The 19828-nt window shown below is 42.3% G+C and carries 17 protein-coding genes; 2 read left to right on the top strand and 15 right to left on the bottom strand.

What is annotated here, in order from left to right; all coding sequences use genetic code 11:
• Positions 1 to 9: 9 nt before the first annotated feature.
• The 8 genes from PGY05_RS03200 to PGY05_RS03165 all read right to left on the bottom strand — a co-directional run bounded on the left by PGY05_RS03200 (position 10) and on the right by PGY05_RS03165 (position 8357).
• Complete coding sequence (locus PGY05_RS03200; protein WP_270475340.1) at positions 10 to 447, bottom strand: hypothetical protein; 438 nt, start codon at positions 445 to 447, stop codon at positions 10 to 12.
• A gap of 11 nt (positions 448 to 458) precedes the next feature.
• Positions 459 to 752 (bottom strand): WXG100 family type VII secretion target, encoded by a 294-nt coding sequence (locus PGY05_RS03195; RefSeq protein ID WP_270475339.1) that lies wholly within the window; start codon positions 750 to 752, stop codon positions 459 to 461.
• 16 nt (positions 753 to 768) lie between these two features.
• Complete coding sequence (locus PGY05_RS03190) at positions 769 to 1089, bottom strand: hypothetical protein (protein WP_008368736.1); 321 nt, start codon at positions 1087 to 1089, stop codon at positions 769 to 771.
• Positions 1090 to 1093: 4 nt separating this feature from the next.
• On the bottom strand, positions 1094 to 1729 hold the full coding sequence (locus tag PGY05_RS03185; RefSeq protein ID WP_055247993.1) for a hypothetical protein: 636 nt from the start codon (positions 1727 to 1729) through the stop codon (positions 1094 to 1096).
• Between the two features lie 71 nt (positions 1730 to 1800).
• On the bottom strand, positions 1801 to 2088 hold the full coding sequence (locus PGY05_RS03180) for a WXG100 family type VII secretion target (protein WP_044998562.1): 288 nt from the start codon (positions 2086 to 2088) through the stop codon (positions 1801 to 1803).
• 111 nt (positions 2089 to 2199) lie between these two features.
• Positions 2200 to 2457 (bottom strand): EsaB/YukD family protein, encoded by a 258-nt coding sequence (locus tag PGY05_RS03175; RefSeq protein ID WP_055155510.1) that lies wholly within the window; start codon positions 2455 to 2457, stop codon positions 2200 to 2202.
• Between the two features lie 12 nt (positions 2458 to 2469).
• Positions 2470 to 7044: a type VII secretion protein EssC gene (essC, locus tag PGY05_RS03170; protein ID WP_195370995.1), complete on the bottom strand. Its 4575-nt coding sequence runs from the start codon at positions 7042 to 7044 to the stop codon at positions 2470 to 2472.
• Positions 7045 to 7091: 47 nt separating this feature from the next.
• Positions 7092 to 8357 (bottom strand): NBR1-Ig-like domain-containing protein, encoded by a 1266-nt coding sequence (locus PGY05_RS03165; RefSeq protein ID WP_022220064.1) that lies wholly within the window; start codon positions 8355 to 8357, stop codon positions 7092 to 7094.
• 330 nt (positions 8358 to 8687) lie between these two features.
• Between PGY05_RS03165 and PGY05_RS03160 the strand changes: the two genes are divergently transcribed.
• Positions 8688 to 9608: an aldo/keto reductase gene (locus tag PGY05_RS03160; RefSeq protein ID WP_055260370.1), complete on the top strand. Its 921-nt coding sequence runs from the start codon at positions 8688 to 8690 to the stop codon at positions 9606 to 9608.
• Between the two features lie 100 nt (positions 9609 to 9708).
• Here the strand turns inward: PGY05_RS03160 and PGY05_RS03155 are convergent, their stop codons facing one another.
• The 4 genes from PGY05_RS03155 to ilvD all read right to left on the bottom strand — a co-directional run bounded on the left by PGY05_RS03155 (position 9709) and on the right by ilvD (position 15272).
• A complete protein-coding gene (locus PGY05_RS03155; RefSeq protein WP_270475338.1) occupies positions 9709 to 11052 on the bottom strand; it encodes an MATE family efflux transporter in 1344 nt (447 codons plus the stop codon).
• A gap of 13 nt (positions 11053 to 11065) precedes the next feature.
• On the bottom strand, positions 11066 to 12451 hold the full coding sequence (locus PGY05_RS03150) for an alanine/glycine:cation symporter family protein (RefSeq protein ID WP_270475337.1): 1386 nt from the start codon (positions 12449 to 12451) through the stop codon (positions 11066 to 11068).
• Positions 12452 to 12571: 120 nt separating this feature from the next.
• Complete coding sequence (locus tag PGY05_RS03145; protein ID WP_330672938.1) at positions 12572 to 13618, bottom strand: hypothetical protein; 1047 nt, start codon at positions 13616 to 13618, stop codon at positions 12572 to 12574.
• Positions 13590 to 15272, bottom strand: a complete 1683-nt coding sequence (ilvD, locus tag PGY05_RS03140; protein ID WP_055155515.1) for a dihydroxy-acid dehydratase — start codon at positions 15270 to 15272, stop codon at positions 13590 to 13592. The genes PGY05_RS03145 and ilvD overlap by 29 nt, the downstream gene beginning before the upstream one ends.
• Before the next feature lie 285 nt (positions 15273 to 15557).
• Here ilvD and PGY05_RS03135 point away from each other — a divergent pair, with 285 nt between their 5' ends.
• Entirely contained in the window at positions 15558 to 16433 is an 876-nt protein-coding gene (locus PGY05_RS03135) for a LysR family transcriptional regulator (RefSeq protein WP_055155516.1), read from the top strand.
• 107 nt (positions 16434 to 16540) lie between these two features.
• On the opposite strand, the gene PGY05_RS03130 is transcribed toward PGY05_RS03135, so the two are convergent.
• From PGY05_RS03130 to PGY05_RS03120, 3 genes are all read right to left on the bottom strand, one after another.
• The gene (locus tag PGY05_RS03130; RefSeq protein ID WP_055155552.1) at positions 16541 to 17791 is read right to left on the bottom strand and encodes a saccharopine dehydrogenase family protein; all 1251 of its coding nucleotides are present in this window, start codon (positions 17789 to 17791) and stop codon (positions 16541 to 16543) included.
• Positions 17792 to 18205: 414 nt separating this feature from the next.
• On the bottom strand, positions 18206 to 19126 hold the full coding sequence (locus PGY05_RS03125; RefSeq protein ID WP_270475335.1) for a TDT family transporter: 921 nt from the start codon (positions 19124 to 19126) through the stop codon (positions 18206 to 18208).
• A gap of 47 nt (positions 19127 to 19173) precedes the next feature.
• A complete protein-coding gene (locus tag PGY05_RS03120; protein WP_195548561.1) occupies positions 19174 to 19698 on the bottom strand; it encodes a C-GCAxxG-C-C family protein in 525 nt (174 codons plus the stop codon).
• Positions 19699 to 19828: the final 130 nt, after the last annotated feature.

The following is a 19828-nucleotide window of genomic DNA, read 5'->3' as shown; positions in this document are numbered from 1 at the left end:
CTCCTGTCCCTACAATTTCATACTTGCCAGATCGATCACAGAAGAAAGATTGATATCTCCTGCTCCGATTGATTTATTAATTGGCATTACACCCTCCGGGATATTGCTTGTCGTAGTCCCACTTCCGATCGGCTGGATCGTAAGCATGGAGGCAATGATGCTCTCTACGCTGGTAAACATTTCTGATATATTTTTCTCATCTGTCGTAAATTTCTCTGCAACCACCTTCATGACATTTGCAAAATTTCCGGATTTTTCACTGATTTTCAAAATCTCCTGGGCATTTGAACGGGTATAGTCATTGATAGCATCCCTCTCTTTGCAATTCCAGTTGTTATGTTCCGTGATGGATGTCAAAATTCTTGCTGCCTCTTCCACTTCTCCATAAGCATTTGCAATCGTCTGGGCGATTCCCGTAATTGTCTGTGGATTCACATCTATAATCATCTTCTCATCTCCTAGCATCCCCTGATAGAGTACGAACTTTCCTGATCTCTTGACACAAATTTTGTTCTGGTAGATTCCATATAGGATATAAATTCCTGTAAAAGCTCTTTCATCTGCCCTACTTTTTGAATTCTCTCTGTCATAATATTAATATAAGCCGTGCTTGCCTCTCCCTCCCAGGAAGAAGCAATCTGTGTCATAAGCGTCTGTGTCCGTGCATTCAAAGAATCCAGTTCATTTATATAGGCTCGCATAGATGAAATATTGTTCTGCAATCCATCTGCGTCAATTCTAATATTAGCCATGTTGGATACCTCCACTTTAATTCATGTTTTGCGCTGCTGCCATAATCTCCTTGAGCATTTCATCCTTCGCCTTATAAACAGCAAGCACATGGCGAATATAATTTGTTGTTTCCTCCAAATTACTATCAAGCCTTTGAATCTGGTTAATCAGTTCCTGGGATTTATCATAAATAGCCTGGGCTGTCTCACCTTTTGAATTTGCCCCTTCTGTCTGAGCTGCTCTCAGACTCTGCAATGCATTTTGCAGGATAGACTGTGCCCGCTCGATTTTCCTGATATCCTCTCCGGCTGCGACATCATCAATTGTTATTTTTCCATTTTCATCTTTGTATGCCATTTTCTCAGTCTCCTATCAGAATCTTTTTTGCCTGCTCACAAACGACATTCTTTTCAACCAGGCGAAGTATCGTTTCTTCTTTTTGTTCCGGATCTATCTCATAGAAAGAACCACCTTTTTCTGCATAGAAATAGAGACAGGTATCCTTTCCGATATGAGTACCTTTCAGAATGATGCTCCTTTCTGCCTGGTCAATCGCAATGTATGCTTCTCTTTCCTCTGTATGCACATCTTCCTCCAAAAGAGAATACAGCATCTTTTCTATTCCTTCTTTGTCCTGCGCCCTGACGCGGTACTCCTGTGCATGGCACTCTACAGATGTAATTCTATTCTCCATATGATGAAATTTATAATGTACAGATGCTCCTGACTCTTCCCGTAAAATCAGCTCAGATTCATACATCCCCTGATAAACCGGTTGCAGCATTTCTGTACATGCCGGCTCTACTTCCAGATTGCCTAAGAAATCCTCCTCGGCATATCCCTTCCTTTCAAGACCATCCAGAATTTCCTGCGCTTTTATTTTCCCCCGCTTTCCAATATCCTGCATAGCGGCAATATAATCATAATCCAGATATTTTCCGCCACTTACTTTTCCGATATAATAGATTTCTTCCGGAGATAGTATTAGTTCTTTCATTCTTTTCATCACTCATTTCTGTCTCAGCACATCTTTGTGCGAGGACGTATCCCCGCACAAATTGCCTTTTCTTACTGTCCCATAGATGCAGCAAGTCCCCCGTCAGTTTCTTCCATAGTATTGGCAGCTGTATCCAGCTTCTGTGCAAAGCTTTCCAGAAGTTCTCCAAAAGATGTAAACTGGGCATTGTAGCTTTCGAAATTTGATACAAAAGCTGTTGCAGCCTCACCTTCGAATACGCCACTCATGCTGTTTACAATTGTGCGCATGCTGCTGATACACTGTTCAAAATTAGCCTTTTCAGTGCGGATATTTGTTGCGTTACTTCTCATTTCCTCTGGAGTTACAATAATTTTCATTTGATTTCCACCTTTCCTTAATACATCATTTCTGACTTTTTTATCTTTAAAAACATACATCGTTTTTAAGATCGTTTTATTTCGTAATCTCTTTATTTTAGATACATTCTTCTATCTATATCCCTGTATTTCCAGGATATCTCCGTTCCATACACACTCTTCCGACAAGGAATTCTCTGCGTTTAATCTTCTTCCATTCCTCTGATCCACAAGACTGACCTGTTCCGGGTCAAACGATGCCAAAGGATCCAGTCCTTCCAGAGAATCTGAAATATCCTGCATCAAGTCTTTGATCTTCTGATTTACAGGAAGTTCCAAATCATATTCTTTTTTTTGCTTTATTCTTATTGTGACTATGATTCGATTCATCTTCCCATCCTCCTAACTATCTATGCACTTGATCTTCTTGCTGCCATTGCCTGCAAAAAAGATTCCAAAGCCTTTTTCCAGCTCTGCATTTCTTTGGCTTTGCGTAAAATTATTCTTATAAAAGCCTTCATAATGCACTGCCGTATCTGACAAAGCAAGAGCAACACCGGAAGATTTGAGGTCCACACCAAGCTGATCCTGCGTATAAAAATTGAAAAGATCACCCTGACGGATTCCACAGAGGACCAGCACGCCATAACCTTTTGTCTTTGTCATAATCCTGTGTAACTGCAGCTGTATATCATCCGGTAACTTGCTACATTCTTTTATGTCATCGATAAGCAGGATCATCCAAGGTTCTTCCGTGATTTCGACCGCAGCTTCTTTTCTTTTTCGCATGCGATCTGTCAGTTCTTTGAAGATCTGGGAAAATAAATCCTGTACTTTCTCAGTTTCTGAAAGCTGCGCATAAGCAGTTCCCTTCTCCTGCAAGTCCGCCAGAGATTTTCTTTCTGAGTCCAGGCAATATAAAAGTGTATTTCCATTCACTTCCAGTACCATCTTTCCTATTCTGCGAAGCATTGCGCTCTTTCCACATCCAACTCTTCCGGTAACTGCCATTGCCGTCGTTTCTCCGGGCATTACATGAACCGCTTCTATGCTTTCTGCATCCAGTCCAACGGCAATTCCCTGCTCGTTGTTGCTGAGATCTGCCATACTTTTCACAGAAATGCTTTCCGGAAGAACCGGTATTCTCAAAGCAGGTTTTCCTTTCCAAGCTCTTGTCATGCCCTCTGCTTCTGCTTTCAAAGCCATTTCACGCTCTTTATCATTTTCTCCAGGTTCATACATTGCCTTCTGGAAATTGATCAGTTCCTGATTTACTTTAATCAGAGCATTACCTACTCTGTCCGGCAATCTTGCTTCTCTCACCTGTCCTATTAAAGTGCTGTATTCACTTCGGTCAGACTGCATGAAAGAAATAGCCCCAGAAACATTTGCCGTCAGCTTATAAGGCACGCCTGTATTGTTCACACCTGTATAAACAAAATAGATTCCTTTTGATGGACCCTCGCTAAAAAGACGGACAAATATGTCTTTATAATCCTGGTTCGATTCCAGAATACCACTGAAGCGATCAATCAAAACAAAAACAGCCGGCATCTCTTCACTAACCAGTTCCCGGTAAGCTTTCAGAGAATCCACTCTCTCCTGATTGAAGATTTTTCTTCTCTCATTCAGGAAACTGATCAGCATATTTATAAGCTTACCCAGCTTCTCTTCCTGTCCGGATCCCACAACGCCTCCCACCTGCGGGAAGGCCTCCATACCTGCCATATCCGCAATGATATAAAGATGCATATCCCGCGGAGAATACATACGGCATAAAGATGTTGCAATCGTCCGGAGCAATGATGTCTTTCCTGTCTGCGAGCTTCCAAAGACACCGAAATTGCCTTCCTTCAGGAAATCCATATACTGTATTCCCTGCACCTGAAGCTCCGGTCTGTCAAAAATACCTATCGGCACTGATAACCAAGGAGCATCTGTCATCTCCCATTTTTCTCCGTCAAAGCCACCCTCAACCGGCAGTTTCTTCCAGCTAAAGAGATCTGGAAGTTCTGTTTTCCACGGCGATGGCTGCTTCTCTATACCTGCCGCTTCTGCTGTTCTTGCTATATAAGCTATCACTGCCTCAATTTCTTTCTTATCCGAAACAAATCGGGTGTGGTTTTCTTCTACTGTTTTGATACGCGATCCATCTACTTCTACATAGCGCACTTCCAAAGCACCCTGCTCTTTATTTTCCTGATAAGGAGCTCCGGACCAGGCGGATTGGATCAACGCGAAAATTTCTGCCTTTTCGGAGGTTCCGACTCTTACATAAGCTCTTCCTGCCTGTGTAATCATCGCCGCATCCGGTTCATGAATCATCACCTTGCTGGCGGCAGCATTTTGCACCTTCATACAAATCTGATATTGGGTATTATTCCAGGTTCCCTCATCTACTGCATCTGCCGGACTTTGGGTAGCCAGAATCAGATGTACGCCCAGAGAACTTCCTTTTGCAGCTATGGAGTCAACCATTTTTTTGACAACCGGTCTTTCCTTGATCAGCTCTTTAAATTCATCAAATACGATCAGAAGTCTTGGCACCGCTTCTTTAAACTCACCCTTGTGATATCCTTTTATGTACTCCTTGATATCCTTTGCACCTACCGAAGCAAAAATGGCTTCTCTTCGCCTCAGCTCATGCTCCAGCGATTGAAAACATCTGTCAATCCCACTGCCAACATCCGTAATAATTCCACAAACATGTGGAAGCTTTTCAAGCGATGTTGCCGTACTTCCGCCTTTATAATCAATCACTACAAACGAAACATCCTCCGGATGATAATTACATGCAATAGATAAAAGCCATGAAATAAGCAGTTCACTCTTTCCCGATCCTGTCATACCTGCGACAAGGCCATGAGAACAGTGTCTGTGAAGAGATAATGAAAACAGCTTGCCGCCTTCACCTTCCCCTAACGGCGCAGTGATATTCACAGCGCTATCATTCTTTTTCCATCTTTCCAGCACGTTCAGGTCGCGTACCTTGTTTGTATCCATGCATTGCAGGAAGGTAAGCGAAACCGGGATCTGTCCCTTGACAGCATCTTCAACCTCGATAGCCGACATCTGTCTGCAAAACGCATCAAACTTTCTCTGTGGAATCGGCTGATCCATGGTAAACCACATTTTCTCATCTGCTCTGTATTTATAAAAAGCGGTGGCCGTTCTGTCATCATACGGATCATCCACATTTACAATATACTGGCAGAAATTCGGCAGATAATACTGTTCATCATATAAAAAGATTGTTGATATCCCCATAGCAGGATCATTTTCGGAAAGCATTGATAAAAAGCACTCCGTTTTTTTTCTGGAAGCGAAAAGAAAAATATAATGCGGAATCGGACTCGTCCCATTTTTCCACTTCGCCTGAAAATCCGGATCCTTTCGTTCCGCAATGATACTGTTTACTTTCTCACGGAATTTAGCATAAGAATCTACATATCCTTTTTCACTATTCAGCGAAAGACTTGCAAGAGATTCTTCTGTAAGCGGATCAAAATTCAAATATCTGGTCTGCAATTCATCGTCCCAGATATGAGGAAGCCAGCGCAACGATTTCCATTCTTCCTCTTCTTCCGGATCAAAAACGCCTACAATACGAACATCTCTGAAAAAGTGCAATGTAGAAAGCGAAACCAGTATATTCTTTAATAAGTCTGTCACCTTGCCCCTGTTTCCGATCACACCTACAGAACTATACTTTAAAAGATCCAGTCTGGCAGGGACATCATCTACCAAATGAGTCTCCTGTATAATACGGTCTGTCAGCTCCTCCAGTTCATCCCTTTCCATATGGAAATCGTTGACATCTGTAGGCGGCTTTACATCTACACAAAGAGGGGCATACCCGGCGCCCATTCTGACCTGCAGGAAATCAGAGTCTGTCGCTGTTCTCTCCCATAAAGAAGTCGACATCTTATTCAGAATTGTTTCGCATATTTCCGGCGAAGGATTCTCCTGGTTTATGATTTCCTTTTGTTTTTTTCCGATAGCATGAATATGCGCTTTTTCTCCTGCAATATAGTCCGCATATTTCTGGAAACGTTCTTCCTCTTCGACCATAAGCATCTTACGCGCTTTTTTATTGCTATTTCCAATCAGGCTTCCAACAGGGGAAATCATCATTGCTGCACGCATAGCAAGCATAGCAGGAGAAAAACTCGACATTGCAAGCGAAGCTCCCGCCATGGCGCCACTACTTAAAAGTGGCAAAAAGTTGGCTTTCCTGATAGAAAATCTTTGTGGTTTATTAGGTAAATGCGACAATCTCACCTCATCCACAGGCAAGGATTCTCTGATTCTCGGCGAACGATGGTATAACGGATACCCTTTCTGCATAGAAACAATATTCGTCGCCATCCCCGGATGATTTATCTCTTTCTGATATTTGAGTTCCGGTGTTTCATGAAGATTATAAAAATATAAAGTGTTCTCTTTGCAAATAATACGCAAATCACAAATATCAATTTCATCACCGGATTTCAGCATTGCCTTTTTAAGGGGACTTCCATTCAGATAAGTGCCATATTTACTTCCTAAATCCTCTATTCGTATTTTTCCTCTTTCAGATGTAATGAGCAGGTGATTTCTGCTCACATAAGAATCATTTAACACAATATCATTTTTTTTAGATCTTCCGATATGAATCTGACACTCATAAGGAATAGGATATGATTCTGAATATTCTCCAGTATCCCTGGTAAACCTTACTTCTATTTTCGGAAATTCACAAATATTAACTAACTTAGCTTCTTCTTTCATTTCCTTTACTGACAAAGGGATTTTTTTTGCATTCAACTTCAGGATTTGTTTTTTTGCATGAAAACAGATCCCAAGTTGCCCGTCTACGCCAAGCTCTGACATCGGAAATGCATCTTTTTCACCAGATCCAATGGTATATTTTGTTCCTTCTTCAATATTCACCCGATATAAATGCTTTTCAGTGAAAATTGTAACTACATAACTCATACTGTTCCTCTGATTCCTTCCTCTAAACAAATGGTTTCCGACATCTTTTATATCAGATTCAACAGAACCTCCAGCCTCCTGTTTTTTGCAAACGCCGGTGTTCCGTCTTTCTTCATAATTTGCCAGACCATGGTATAGATACCTTCTATCGGTGGCGTTGCGAATTCCACTTTGACAGAGATTTTTTCCCCCGGCATAACATGCGCTTTAAGTGGTACGCATAATTCCTTTTTCACGTAAGAAAAGTTATCTCCGTTGATACACTCCAAATAATACTCATTCCAAATAGTCATTCCTGTATTTTGAATAATCCAGGTGTGAGAATACAAATTCCCTGCAATAATCGGGGCAGAAAGTCGAGGTATTTCTTCTATTACATTATAATTTTCACCCCGGATTGCTTTATCCTCTTCAAAATCCATTACCATGAAATGCAATCCTATTCCCAATTTATCCGGGAAAACAATCTTTCCTTTGCTATCCTTCATTTTCCAGTTCATGACATAAGTTCCCGGTTTGTCCGGTGCATAAAATGATACACTTGGAGACACTTTATCTCCCGGGTAAACAAATTTCGGAATCCGAAGAATTCTGTTTTTTTCATCTAATTCCATCATAGACTGATTACATTCATAATATCGATTCTCCCATAGAGTATCCCCTACATTTTTGATTACCCATGTATGATTTATTTTTTCTCCCGGCGATACAATGCTCATATCCGGTGGATATTCATATTGAAATAATGCAGCATCTTTTATTGCTACACCATTACTCTCCTCTTCTCCCTTAAGTTGCGCACTCTGTTCTTGATTATACAAATACTGTACGTAAATCTGATTAATTTCTTCCGGTAAAATAGCCAGTAGAACATAAAACGTCAGTACATTCCCCCATTTTGTTTTCAACTGATTTGTCTCGTCATCAAACAAATATGATCTAAGCTTCCTCGAAATCTCGATTCCTTCTTTCTCTACAATCCGTAAAAAGCTTTCATTCATAACCTTTTCGGAAATCTGACCACTCAAAAGCTCATTCGCTTTTCCTTCTATCCTCGAGATAGTCCATGGTTGTTCAAATAAAAATGTGCGTAATGATGCAATATATCGGGTTTCTCCTTTACAATTCGAAAAAAATCTGCTTCTTCGTGCTTTATCATTCCAGATTTTAAAATTGATCCATCGTATTTCCATTGGAAGAAGTTCTTCAAAAAAATCTTTTTTCGAACGGTATTTTGGGGGAACATTCCACACAGATGGATTTTCTTTACATTTGCCCGGATAAAAAATCTCATAAACTTCTTTTAAATTCATTCCGGCTGTCCCTCCTTTATTCAAGCACCATTATTTTTCAACAAATATGTTGAATATGCATATTTATTTTAACATTATGAGGTTGTATTTACATTGATTTTTGGGTTGTAAATTTTTCCAAAAAAATTCCTACAAACTGCTTAACTTCACAGTTCGTAGGAATTTCGTCTTTTATCTTTTTTTCATTGACTCTCGAGTGCGCTTCTATGATATGATGATACTATGGTCAAAAGTATAACAATTATTATTTCTTTACTTCCGGACTTCTTCCATACTTGCTTTACGGAAAAATTCCGCGAATATCAAATCATTACAAAGGAGATTTTTATCATGAGAGAAACTATTTTGGGCAATCATCTGCAAAAAATTCCTTCCATTGCAGTCGGATGCATGCGACTTTCTGAAAAATCGAAGGAGGAAATGAACCATTTCATTCACTCTGCATTGGAACAGGGCGCATATTTCTTCGATCATGCGGATATCTATGGCGGAGGTATGAGCGAGACTGTGTTCGGCGAAGCCTTTGCCGGCGATCCATCCCTGAAACGGGAAGATATTTACCTGCAGTCAAAATGCGGCATCCGGCAAGGTTGTTATGATCTCTCAAAAGAGCACATTTTGAAATCCGTCGATGGTATTTTAAAACGGCTTCAGACAGATTATCTCGATCTTCTGCTGCTTCACCGTCCGGATGCACTCGTAGAACCGGAAGAGGTTGCTGCCGCATTTGATGTTCTGTTTGAGAGCGGAAAGGTCCGCCATTTTGGTGTTTCAAACCACAAACCGATGCAGATTGCACTGCTGCAGAAGTATGTCTGCCAACCGCTCGTTGTCAACCAGGTTCAATTCAGCATTCCTGTTTCCAATCTTGTTGCAAATGGCATGGAAGTCAATATGGAAACCCCCGGTTCAATTGACCACGACGGAAGTCTGCTCGACTACTGCCGCCTCCACGATATCACTCTCCAGGCCTGGTCACCATTTCAGATGCCGGCATGGAAAGGATGCTTTCTCGGAAGTGACGAATACCCGGAGCTGAATCAAAAGCTTCATGTACTGGCTGAAAAATATAATGTCAGCGACACTACCATTGCGGCTGCGTGGCTTTTACGCCACCCGGCAAATATGCAAATCATTACCGGAACTGCAAGCGAAAGCCGCCTGAAAGAAATTATCGCAGCATGTGAGATAACACTGACTCGCGAAGAATGGTATGAGCTGTACCTGGCTGCAGGTCATCCGCTTCCATAAGGATTTTCGGCATTATATTTCTGATTTCATATTCTTGCTGACTTATGCTATTACCCGCACCGTTGGTGCGGGTAATTCTATTTCCGGAATAAACAGACAGTTAGCAAACTGAAGCTGCTTTATCAGTTGGCCACGATTTTCTAAGTGCCACATAGGAAATCGCAAAATTGGCAAACCAGCCAGCCGGTACAGCAAGCCAGACAAATTCGATACCAAAACGAGGTGCAAAAATCAAAGCAACTGTCAGGCGGATTGCAAGGTTTACCATATTGGCGACGAGAAACGGGCGCATAACACCAAGTCCACGGAGTACTCCATCTGTTGCCATCTTGATACCCATAAAAATGAAAAAGTAACCAAGCCATCTCATATAATCCCCGGACACCTGATATGCCAGGGCAGTTCCGTCTTTCCCCAGGAATAACGAGGAAATCTGGGTATGCAGCGTTTCAATGACTATAAAAGCAAGAACTGCAAAACATAAATCCAACACCAGTGCCGCATGATATCCTTTTTTGATACGTTCCATTTTCTTTGCGCCAAAATTCTGGGAAACATACGGTGAAACTGCATTTCCAATGGATACAAAGATCAGTGAAAAAACGTTCTCTACCCGCATCGTTGCCGAATAACCGGCAAGTGCCTGTGTACCGAATGGATTTACAACTGCCTGTACGATCATCATGCCAATTGACACTGTAGACTGCTGAAGAACAGATGGCACAGCGATCCGAAGCATGGAATGCAATTCCTTCCCATCAAACCAGTCAAAATGACTTTTATATCGACGCATCCGGCTAAAGAAAATCAAAAGTGAAAACACTGCCGAAATCCCCTGCGCAATGAGGGTTGCAAGAGCTGCACCAAATACCCCCAAACCAAGTCCGGCCACCATCCAGAGATCCATAAAAATATTCAAAATAGAAGAAAATATCAACAGTCCCAATGGAATCTTTGATTCACCGATCGAGGTAAACATCGTTGAAAGGATGTTATACATAAACAGAAACGGAAATCCCACAAAATAAACACGAAGGTACAGTACTGCTTCATCCAGTATATCAGCAGGTGTCTGTAATAAACTCATCATCGACTGGGAAAAACAAAAGCCAAATATACCCAGAAGTACGCTTAGAATCAGGAAGCTGATCAATGATGTTGACACGATTGTTTTCATTTTACTATAATCTCTGGCTCCAAAATAGCGGCTCACGAGCACTCCTGCACCTACACCGGCACCCAATGCTATACAAATGAAGACATTCGTAAGTGCAGCGCAGGCACCGACTGCCGCCAGTGCAGACGAACCAACAAACTGACCTACGATAATAGAATCAGCCATATTATATACTTGTTGAAAAAAGCTGCCTAAAATCATAGGCATTGCAAAAACAGTTAATGCTTTAAGAGGCGCATCTGTAATTAAATATTCATCTTTTGACATTCTCCAGTTTCTCCTACTGTTTATTTTTTTCGTACTTCCTCAATTCCTCCAGTGCCTCTCCACCCATAGGATACAAAGTCACAATATTAAAAATCGTCATAAGTCCGATTCCCACATCACCAAGATCCCATACAATATGATAAGCCGCAATTCCTCCGATAAAGAGCATCACAAGTGCGAGGATTTTATATGCTGTCTGCCAGCACCACTTATCCCCTAAAAGATATGCCACATTTCCTCTTGCATAAAACAGGATTCCAAGAAACGTTGAAAAGCTGAAAAGGAACAACGTAACCGCAATAAAGATCACGCCAAATTTACCGAGATGATAATTCATTGCTGTCTGCAAAAGCTCCATTCCTTCCAGTCCTGCTATCATCTTTTCCGGCACAAGAAGCATGATCATCGCCGTACAGCTGCAGATCACAATTGTATCTATAAATACACCCAATGCCTGTATAAATCCTGCTTTTACAGGCGTATCACATTCTGCAGCCGCAGCTGCGCATGGTGCTGATCCCGAACCCGCTTCGTTGGAAAATAACCCTCTTTTTACACCATTCATAAGAACTGCTCCGAACCCTCCGGCTGCTGCCTGACGGATTCCAAACGCTTCCTGGATAATCCGCTCAAATACACCCGGAAGGCTTCGGATATTCAATAAGATAATGACTATCGTAATCACAAAATAACAGACTGCCATGATTGGAACCAGAATATCCAACACCTTTACTGTGGCATTTTTTCGCAGTACAATCACTGCCGCAACGGCTACCAGAATCACCGTCGTAAAAATTGGCGGAATCCCAAATGCATTTTCAAAAGAAGCTGCAACCGAATTACTGATCACCTGACTGATCCCGGCCCAGCAGATAAGCCCTGAGATTGCAAAGAGCACCGCAATACAGACATGTTTCTTTGTCTTTCCTGTCCGTCTCTCTACATAATGATGCATATAATATGCCGGACCTCCGCGGTAGCCTCCGTAAAGCGGATCTTTTTCTTTATAAAGCTGTGCAAGTGTTGCCTCGATAAACGCAGTTGAAGAACCGATGATCGCTGTGATCCACATCCAGAATACCGCACCGGCACCGCCTGCGGAAACGGCAGCGACTACTCCTACCAGATTTCCCATTCCGACTCTTGTTGCAGTTGAGACGATCAGTGTCTGAAAAGTCGACAGACTGCCATCTTCCTTCTTTTTCCCGGTAAGTGCGCGAACCATATCGCCAAAAAGACGAACCGGCAAAAATCTTGTTCTGATCGTAAAATAGATTCCTGTGGGAATCAGCAAAATAATAAGCAGTGACACACCAAAAGAGGAGCCTCCCGGAAGTGGTATCCTTAAAAGATCTCCCCATAAAAATTGGTATACTGCTTGAATCCATGTAGTTAGCATTTCTCTTGTTTCCTTTTCTTTAAATTATTGTTCTCATTTATCTTATCACAAAGCTATTCTTTAAAATACAAAAAACACGGAAATATTCCGTGTTTTTTGTATTTACATCCTCTTTTTAGATTATTCTCCCCAGCGAAGTCCTTTTCCGGCTTCTACTGCCTTATCATAAATCACTTTTGCTGCTACCAGATCCTGCGCAGCAACTCCTACAGTTTCATATACGATAATTTCTTCGTCATTTTCACGTCCTTTGATCTTTCCATTGATCACATCTCCAAGACTTCCAAGCACATCCTCTTCTGTAATGATTCCCTCTGCAATCGGAATCAGAAGATCCCCCGTCTCTGAAAGCGCCGCCTCTTTTGAATCACAGATAATCTTAGATGCTCTCGGTAAAACTGCCGGATCCAGCTCATGCTTATGGGGCTCATAAGTACCTACGCAGCTGATGGTTGCACCGGCTTTTACCTTTGTTCCGTCAAATACCGGTTTTGCGGAAGGAGTCACTGTGATAATAAGATCTGCATCTTCGATACAGTCATCTGAATCCTTGGCCGGTATGATTTTTGCACCGTATTTAGCCAGTCCCTTCTGCATTTCTTCGGCAAATGCTTTGCATCTTTCTTCATTCAGGTCAAAGATCTTTACTTCTTCCAATTTTCTGGCTGCAAGCATTGCTTCAAGCTGAGCTGCTGCCTGTCCCCCTGTACCGATCATTGCACCTTTTTTACATTCCTTTTTTCCAAGCAGATCGAATGCTGCACCGGAAGAGGCCCCCGTACGAAGCTGTGTCACATAAGTTCCATCCAGCATCGCGATCACATATCCCGTCTTTCCGTCGATCAGTATGGTCTGCGCCGGTGATGTCATCAGATTGTTATCGATATTGTGTGGAAAAATGTTGATCACCTTCATGGCTGCTGCATCTAATTCCGGAGCATAAGCCGGCATAAACAGAAATGCGCCGTCATATTTTCCATTGATGACTGTACGAAGCGGTGTATCTACCGTACCATCGACAACCATCTTAAATGCCTGCTTGTCCGCCTCGATCATATCTTTCATTGTAATTACACTTTTAATATCCTCTTTTGAAAGCAATAACATACCCGTTCTCTCCTTATCCATACCAATACTTTTATTCGTGATGATATCCGTAGTCTGCATCCAGTGCCCATGGCTGCATTGCACCGCCTTCTTCTGCCGGTCTGCAGTTCTGTGCGTAAATATTTAAAACACCCTTCTGCTGCTTAAGCGGCGGACGTACCCAGGATTTTCTTCTTTCTGCTAAGATCTCATCGGATACGAGAAGATTGACGGTTCCCCCTGCAATGTCCATCTCAATTTCATCACCATTTTCGATCAAAGCGATCACACCGCCGTCATAAGCTTCCGGAGAAACATGTCCGACGATTGCTCCGTAGTTGAATCCGGAGAAACGCGCGTCTGTGATAAGCCCGACCTTTTTATCAAGTCCAAGTCCGATCAGCGCATCGATACTAAGCATCAGCTCTTTCATACCCGGTGCTCCTTTACAGCCTTCATAGCGGATAACAAGAATGTCCCCCGCAACAATCTCGCCTGCCATAATGGCTCTATATGCATCCTGATCGCATTCATACACTTTTGCCGCACCTTTGATGTATTTTACTTCTTCATATACTGCTGTCGGACGTACGATCGCCCCTGCCGGAGAAATATTTCCCCGCATGATTTTAAGTCCCGGTTCTTTTGCTACAGGATCTTCCAGCGAATGAATGACTTTATTTGGCGCGCTTTTCACAGAATCGAGGAGTTCACCCCAAGTTGTATCCCCGTAAATCGTCGGCGCATCGGTATGGATTTTACCGGCAAGCTGCTTCATGACCTGCTTTACACCGCCGGCATAATGAAAATCTACAACTGTATACGGTCCGCTTGGAATCACTGCATTGATGCAGTAAATTTCCTTCGCATACTTTTCAAAATCTGCCAGTGTAAGCTTGATACCAAGTTCATATGCGTATGCCAGGATATGCAGTACCGCATTGGTTGATCCTGCAACTGCCATATCAAACATGATCGCATTTTCCAGAACATCTTTGGTGATCAGATCTTTTGGTGTCTTTCCGGACCTGGCAAGCTGTACCATGTATTTTCCTGCTGTTCTTGCAGCACGAAGTCTTGCATTATCTGATGCAGGAATCGTAGATGTTCCCGGCATAACAAGGTTCAATATCTCACCTAACATCTGCATCGTGTTGGCTGTTCCCATGGACGGGCAGGCACCGAATGACGGGCAGACGCTTTCTTCCATTTCAAATAACTCAGCTTCGGAAGCACCTGAGAATCTTGCCGCATCCAGATCTGCCTCTACAACTGTCTTACCACAGTAATTTCCGGCCTGCATTGATCCCCCGGTCACTACCAGAGCCGGAATATCCAGTCTGCACGCTGCCAGATAACATCCGGCAATGATCAGATCACAGGATGCCACACAGCAGATCGCATCGAAATTATGTATTCTGGATACAAATTCGATGGACATTGCCACGATATCTCTTCCTACCTGCTCATACTTCATCTCATCCGCACCATTTGCCACATTTCCGCAAGTAGCCGGGATTCCGAATTCTACCGGGATTCCTCCTGCTGCCCAGATTCCCTCTTTTACAGCTTCTGTCACCTGGCGAAGATGCGCAGTTCCGGGAGAACCTGCCATGTAAGAATTCGGTATTCCGATATGCGGTTTCTGACGGATATCTTCATCCGAATATCCTGCCGCCTTCATCATAACACGGCGGTGTGCCGCTTCTGTTCCGTTCCAGTAATTGTATCCCATTATTCTTCTCCTTTAATTCATGATACACTTAAACTCCTTTGAATTTCATTCCCCTGTTCTATGCTATTCCAGTTTCCGGTCATTGAAAAGTCTGTAAAACTGATATCAGACTTCACTTTTTCTTAATACATTGTTAACTCTTTGATTTGCGCTTATATTTTCACTTTTTCTTATGTTTGATTTTAAAAAAATTTATAATAAAATCCCACAGATATTGATTATCTTCCTTATATTAAGTAAGATAGTAAAAGAGCATTGTTTATCAACACCACGGGAGGTTTCATCATGTCTAAATACGATGTGATTCTTGATGTCTATGAGAATCAGAGCATCTCAAAAGCTGCTCAAAAACACAACTACACACAGTCAGCTGTCAGCCAGACTATCCGCAATTATGAAAAAGAGATTGGTCTTAAGCTGTTCAAGCGTTCAAAAAACGGAATGGAAGCACTTCCCGGAACAGAACCCATCTTTGAAGAACTTATGCATATCCGCTCCGCCAATACACGGATCGATCAGATCGTCTCAAATATCAACAATCTGGACAGTGGTTTTATCCGCATCGGAACGGTGCAGAGCATTGCCTATAACTGGCTCCCCGGAGTACTGAAAAATTTTTCTGCCGAATACCCGAATATCACCTTTCGGCTCTATGTTGACGGATTTCAGAACCTGACGGAAAAGCTTCACAAAAAAGAACTGGACTGTATCTTTGTTTCGCAATATGTCGCAAAGGATTTCCCAAATCTGCCTGTCGGCACCGACGAACTGGTTCTGGTTACTTCCCTGGACCATCCTCTTGCCGATCAGCTGACGGTATCTTTTGCCGATATTGACGGACAGGATTTTGTTCTCTCCGCCGATGATTTTGATTATGAAACCGGAAAATTATTCCGATTAAACCATATCACGCCTAACGTAAGATTTCGGATCAATGAAGACTATACCGCGATTAAAATGGTGGAACAGGGCTTTGGCATCACTGTACTTCCCAAACTTCTGCTTCATAATATTCCATTCAACGTCTGTGTCCGTTCCTTTACCGAACACTTCCGCAGGAATCTGTCCGTAGCCTATCTGGATACACCTGAACTCTCTCCTGCACTTGATAAGTTTCTTACCTTTGTCACCAAATGGGCCAAAGAGTGTAAGTTGATCTGATTTCCTGTCACACACAAAACGGTACAAAGTTCTTCTATGACTTTGTACCGTTTTGCGCGTAACTTTATTTTGTTTATTTTCTCAGACCATCTCTGAGCGCATCCAGATTATTTCTCTATAATTCCGTATTTATAACCACTTTCTTTCATTAATTCAAGGTATGGTTTCGGATCAAAATATTCCGGTGCATAGACTCCAGCTTCTTTCCAGATTCCTCTTCCGATCAGCTCCAGTGCAAGTGCTGCTCCAAATCCTGTCTGGGCGGTAACAGCCTGGGTTCCCCATCTTTCGATAGACTCCTGATTATCAAATGGCTGATACAAGAAGTATTCTTTTTCCTTTCCGTCTTTCTTTCCGATACACTGTACTCCGACCAGCATTTTTCCGGTCATCTCATCTCCGATATCTTTTGGCTGTGGTGCACAGGCTGCAACCACATCTCTTGGAACTACCTTCACATCCCCTACCTGCACCGGCTTGATACTGCGAAGTCCCAGCTTATCCAGCACCTTAAGTGCCGTGATCAGATTCTCATCAAGACTGATCTTGAAGGTTGCCTTTTTCAATCCATACTGGCTTAAGTAGCGTGCCATCGTCACAACTTCCTCATGCTCTACCTTTACCAAAGTATTTTTTCCTACTCCTTCCGGCATCTCATAGACTTCCTGCCCTGCAAATGCTTTTTCTACGATAAATCCGCCCTTCTCCTTATCATACTCAACATTCGGGTTCATTACCTCATCCAGCACGGTCCACACGTTGAATCCAAACATAATGTCATCCGGATCTGCACTCGGAACAGACAGATTTCCGCCATCTTTTACATGAACTTCTGTTATTTCATCCAAAAGCTCTGTCGCCGCGTATTTTGCAAATACATTTACAACACCCGGATCGATTCCCATACAGATCACAGCCATATTCCCCTGCTTTTTCCAGGCTTCATGACGGTCAAAATTGTATTTTGTCATCGGTTCAGTATAGCTGTTCTCAATACCAAGTCCGTAAGCCGGATTTTCCATCGGAACCGACCAGGTTCCCATGCTTCCGTAATCTGCACCCGTTTTAAATGCAGCGTCAAAAATCATATTACTTGCAAAAGGTGGTGCTGCATCCATCACAAAATCAATCTTATGCTCCCGGATCAGTTCTGCCATTTTCTCTGTATTTGTCGCATCAATCTTAGAAGCTTCAAAACGGGAATCCCCCTTCATCATACCGACAACTTCCTCTGCCCTTTTCAGATCATAGTCGCAGACCAGCACATATTTCAGCCATTCTCCCTTTTGGTCTCTCCACTGCATTACTTTTAAAATACTTTCACCGACAGCACCGGCTCCTACAAGCATCATTCTCATCTTTTTTTCCTCCAGCTTTTCTTTTTCTTCTGTCAAATTTTATTCAAAAAATGCCCTTTCCCTTCTTCCTCGGATAATACTTCTGTATGCCACCACGTACTGCCTGCTAACAGTCTCATCTCATATTAGTGCCCATATAAAAAGGGCAGAAAAAAACAGATACACGAAAAAAATCGTTCATCTGTTTTCTCTGTCCTTTTACCAGTTGGTTCTAGCCTCGTAGGTGGTGCTTTCTTTGCACACTCTCCAAAGATTCGTCAGGTCGCCTTCCTTTTTGCCTGTCAGTTTCCACGAAAGGAAGATGTTACCTTACGCTTTGCTTCTTCGGCCCCTTGCGGTGTCTAGGACGTCCCTCATCCGACATATTCTTGATAAATTTAAGTTTACCCTTTTTTATCTGTCCGGTCAAATCTTTTATTTCTTTCCTCCGAAAATAGCCCCCATAAAACGAACATAAGTATAAACAACAAGTGCTACTGCAATAATTGTCTCGATCAGAACTACATATTGAAGGAATGGCATTGGATGTCCCATATTTGCTGCACATGCCATAGTTTGTTTACTTGCGATCGCGCTGATAACAAATGGGAATGTGAAGGCTGCATAGCTTGGGAAGAATGGCATCTTCAGATATTCCACTGCTTTTACCAGGGCAAAAATATAAATAACCGTTGCAACTACAAACATTGCCATCAGGAAACCGTATGATTTCGGTGTTACGGACTGTACATAACCTGCAATACACAGGCTGGTCGGTGCTGCGTAGATACAGATCAGCGGTTTTGCCGGATCCGGCACTTCTTTAAACTTCACATAACGATAGGTTACAAGTACAAGAAGTACGATCAGTGTTACAAATCCAAACCAAAATGCTGCGGTTCCGATTCCAAGTTGCTCATAAGCCGGTGCTGTAACAGCCGCTACAGCAATTCCTACATATACAATATAATAGCTTGCAAATACTTTCGGCATCTGAAGTTTCAGAACAAACTTCACCGTAAAGTATATGATCAGAATGATGTGAAGAATGATTGCCAGAAGCCATATGTAATAAGCTGCCTTTCCGATAAACGGTTTTACATAAGTGCTGAGAATCATAAGTGCCATCGGAAATGTTCCTGATACGCTTGCCATGATCGGATTTCCCATATCTTCTTTCACTGCTCCCGGGAACATGATCAGCTTCAAAAGCACCAGTATCAGAAGAAATGCTGCGAATATACCGCATATATAACGGATTCCTTCTGAATAGCTCTGAAGTAAATTTCCAAGTGCTGCCGCGCCAAGCATGACTCCGCAAAGCGGAATCGGTACTTTCTTAATTACGTCTTTCATTGTTTCTTTCCCTTTCTCTCATCAAGCGGCTGTCGTTACCACTTTATTTAGATATCTGCAATTTTTCTTCTTTCGCACGGTTCATCAATTTCATCCAGATTCTTGATACCAAGCTCACGACAGACAATCTGCGCTACCTTCCATGCACAAAGTCCTGTAAAATAGATACACTGTTCTTTGTGTTCACCCTGTCCCATATTGAATTCCTTTGTAAGAACTCTGCAGCAGATTGCATTTTTTCCATTTGCCCGTTTAAACCAGTCATGAAGTTCGTGTGTCAGTTCCATGCACTTCACGCTCTTTGGATTTGTAGGTCCGTCCTGCTCTGTACGTCCGAAAAAAAGCCCAAGTGCAAGGATTCCTCCGTTAAATGCACCACATACACATCCGGATTTTCCTGCTCCCACAGCCATTCCTGATGCCATGGCGATTACTTCTTTTGGTACATCCAGTTTAAATTCATCACGGATTGTACTTACTAAAGCTTCACAGCAATAGTAACCGTCTTTAAAACACTTTTCTGCCTTTCTCTGCACTTCTCTTGGACTGATTTCTGTTACCCCGATATTCATTTTCAAATCCTCCTGTAAAAAATATATTTGTACCAGCGCGATTATTTGTATGTTTTGCCAGCATCCATGTATTACCATTATATCCTTTTGTACATTTTATTCAAATTCAATTTTTCTATAAATATTCCAT

It is taken from the genome of Coprococcus sp. AF51-11b1 (assembly GCF_027682785.1).
GTDB classification, from domain to species: domain Bacteria; phylum Bacillota; class Clostridia; order Lachnospirales; family Lachnospiraceae; genus Allocoprococcus; species Allocoprococcus comes.
The sequence above is the reverse complement of the archived record's forward strand: the minus strand, read 5'-3'. Positions and strand labels throughout refer to the sequence as shown.